This window comes from Periweissella beninensis, from assembly GCF_016908275.1.
Classification (GTDB): Bacteria; Bacillota; Bacilli; order Lactobacillales; family Lactobacillaceae; genus Periweissella; species Periweissella beninensis.
Window position 1 is genome coordinate 1 of record NZ_JAFBDN010000048.1, and the last position, 2,860, is coordinate 2,860.

The following is a 2,860-nucleotide window of genomic DNA, read 5'->3' on the forward strand; positions in this document are numbered from 1 at the left end:
CTCTTACAACAAATGTCGAAGCGTTTGGAAGTTTCTGAAAAACAAACAGCTACTGTGGCATACTCTTCAATTACTAAACGTATTACTTCCTATTTATCAAGCCTTATCATAAATAAGAAAGATAAGCCCATTAGAGTTGAATTACCTATGACACGAAAGGATTTAGCTTCTTATTTAGGAACAACGCCGGAGTCAATTACTCGAGGTTTTCATAAGCTAGAAAAACAAGGTGTAATAAAGTCCATTTCAGCCAGAAATATTCAGATCAATGATCTTAATGCTTTGTAAAAATAAAAATTGCATCATAGTGGGATTCTTTCATTCCATTATGATGCAACTTTTGTATTTATAGGCAAAATTATTAGTTTTGTACCAGTCCACTTTTTATCGCTTTAAACGATGATTTAGTAGGCGAAGTGCATTTAGAATAACCACAATAATGCTTGCTTCATGGACAAACATTCCAATCCCCATGTTGATCCAATTACTAAATAAAAGACTACTTAATAAAAAGAGAACTACCCCTACCGCAATAACGATATTTTGCAACATATTATGACTAGTAGACTTGACTAATCTAAGTGTGGGAGCCAAGAGGCTAAAATCTGAATTTAGTAAAACAATGTCTGATGTTTCAATAGCGACATCTGTCCCATTGCCCATGGCTATCCCTGTATTAGCTGTAGCAAGCGAAGGGCTGTCATTAACTCCGTCACCGACAAAGGTTACATTCTTTCCCTCTTCCTGCAACTTTTTAATATACATTGCCTTATCTTCAGGCAGCATATTTCCCTTAGCTTCAGTTAAACTTAACTGTTGTTCAATTTGATCAACTGTTCCCTGGTTATCTCCTGATAAGAGTACCAAATTTTTAACTCCCAGTTTTTTTAAACTAGCTAATTCATTTTTTACATTGGGTCGTAATTGATCTTTGATCCCTAAAATTAACGCTAGCTGATTATTTATAGCCATGAAAATTAAAGAGTTACCTTCAGCTTCTAATCCCTTACTTTGTGCTATTTCTTCTGGTCTTAGTTTAATTTTGTTAGTTTTTATTAATTGTAAATTACCTAAAGTAACTTTATTCCCGTTTACAGTTGCAGTAATTCCGCCTCCCTTGATCACCTGTGTCTGAGTAACCGGATACTTTAGCGTGTCAGGGTAGGTCTTTACTACAGCTTGCGCTAACGGATGATCACTTTCAGCTTCTATACTTACTAAAGTACTAATAGCCTTGTTCTCATTTATTTCAGGATTTGAAATAACTTGATTCACTCGTGGAGCACCAACCGTTAGTGTGCCAGTTTTATCAAAAACCATAGTATCAACTTTGCTAAAATCTTGTATTGTTTCACTACCTTTTAGTAGTATGCCATGTTTGGCGCCATTTCCTATCCCAGCAACGTTTGAAACAGGAATTCCAATAACCAAAGCGCCTGGGCAACCAAGAACTAAGACCGTCACGGCAAGCTCAATGTCCTTAGTGATTAGTCCCACAATGATCGCTAATAATAATACTACTGGCGTATAGTATTTTGAAAACTTATCAATAAAACGTTCTGCACTAGACTTAGAGTCTTGTGCTTCCTCCACTAATTCAATGATTTTACCAAAGGCTGAGTCTTCACCAACTCGCTCAGCCTGTAGTTGAAATGTTCCATTTTCTAGGATAGTGCCAGCATAGACTGCCGAACCTATTTGTTTGTTAGCCGTCTTGGATTCGCCAGTTATACTAGCCTCATTAACATACCCTGAACCAGTAATTACTTTACCGTCAACCGGAACCTTTCCACCAGTTTTAACTAAAAGGATATCTCCTTCATGAACTTCGTCGATCGGAACTTCCTCAAATTGATCAGCTTGATTTTTCTTTAAACTGACCTCTGGTGCCATTTCAGTTAAAGCCTTAATTGCTTTACGCGTTTTACTAAGTGTAGCTTGCTCTAAAAAATGTCCCGCTAAAAAAAGAAACGTCACTACAGCTGCTTCTTCATAACTTTGAACAAAAAAGGCACCGAATACTGCGATCGTTACTAAAACATCAATACTAACTATTTTGACCTTTAAAGATTGATAGGCTTGGATAGCAATCGGTAAAACTCCGACGATCCCCGAAAGTATTAGTGTAAAGGGAACTATTTTTCCCTGTGTTAGAAAAAAGTGGGCGAGTAAGGCTAGTAAAAGCAGAGAACCATTAATCACCGTTAACTCTTTTTTGTGAGCTAAAATATATTTCTGCATTTCAGGATTCCTTTCTGATATAAAAACAGGTACTATTAACAGCACCTGTTTTTATATCTTGTACTCTATTTTTCTGTACTGTACGCTTGATCTAGTTCAGACAAAAAATTGTAAGTTTTTTCCATTGTTGGGCACGCGTCTGTTGGAATTTTATAGTTATCAGTCAATTTTCTGATTTCTTGGTATTCTGAACTTACATCTTCCTTGGCCTGATATTTTGCTTCTATTTTGTTAAATAACTCATGTACTTTAAATGTCTCTGGATGATTTTTTCCGTGCGCACGAGTGATCGCTAAAGTATAGGTTTCTAAATTGGGAAAGTACTCTTCTTGTAACTCGCTATATCTACTCATTTGTTGGCTCCTTCTTTCTTTAAATTGTGACAACCTTTGCTTTGATTACTGGGTATCCAATATCTTCAATAGCCTTTTCAATGCCTTCAATTGTCACCTCTTTTTCATTAAAGTTAACCTTTAATTTACTAGCGTTAAACATTACTTTAATACTAGATTTATCAACTCCTTTAACTGAAGCAGCGGCAGCTTCAATCTTTTTTATACAAGTCGGACATGCTAACTCCTCTAAATTGATAACAGCTTTTTTCATCATAAAAATCTCC

At 35.9% G+C, this 2,860-nt stretch carries 4 protein-coding genes; 1 reads left to right on the forward strand and 3 read right to left on the reverse strand.

Translation table 11 applies throughout. The features are described 5' to 3' along the window. The coding region (locus tag JOC59_RS09085) for a Crp/Fnr family transcriptional regulator (protein WP_205144430.1) at positions 1-288 on the forward strand (288 nt) is incomplete at its 5' end. A 96-nt stretch (positions 289-384) separates the two neighbouring features. Here JOC59_RS09085 and JOC59_RS09090 read toward each other — a convergent pair. From JOC59_RS09090 to JOC59_RS09100, 3 genes are all read right to left on the reverse strand, one after another. Continuing rightward, positions 385-2,241: a heavy metal translocating P-type ATPase gene (locus JOC59_RS09090; RefSeq protein ID WP_205144431.1), complete on the reverse strand. Its 1,857-nt coding sequence runs from the start codon at positions 2,239-2,241 to the stop codon at positions 385-387. Between the two features lie 65 nt (positions 2,242-2,306). Beyond that, a complete protein-coding gene (locus JOC59_RS09095) occupies positions 2,307-2,594 on the reverse strand; it encodes an iron-sulfur cluster repair di-iron protein, ric (protein WP_205144432.1) in 288 nt (95 codons plus the stop codon). A gap of 19 nt (positions 2,595-2,613) precedes the next feature. After that, positions 2,614-2,847 carry a heavy-metal-associated domain-containing protein gene (locus JOC59_RS09100; protein WP_205144433.1) on the reverse strand — a complete coding sequence of 78 codons (234 nt, stop codon included), beginning with the start codon at positions 2,845-2,847 and terminating at the stop codon, positions 2,614-2,616. Positions 2,848-2,860: the final 13 nt, after the last annotated feature.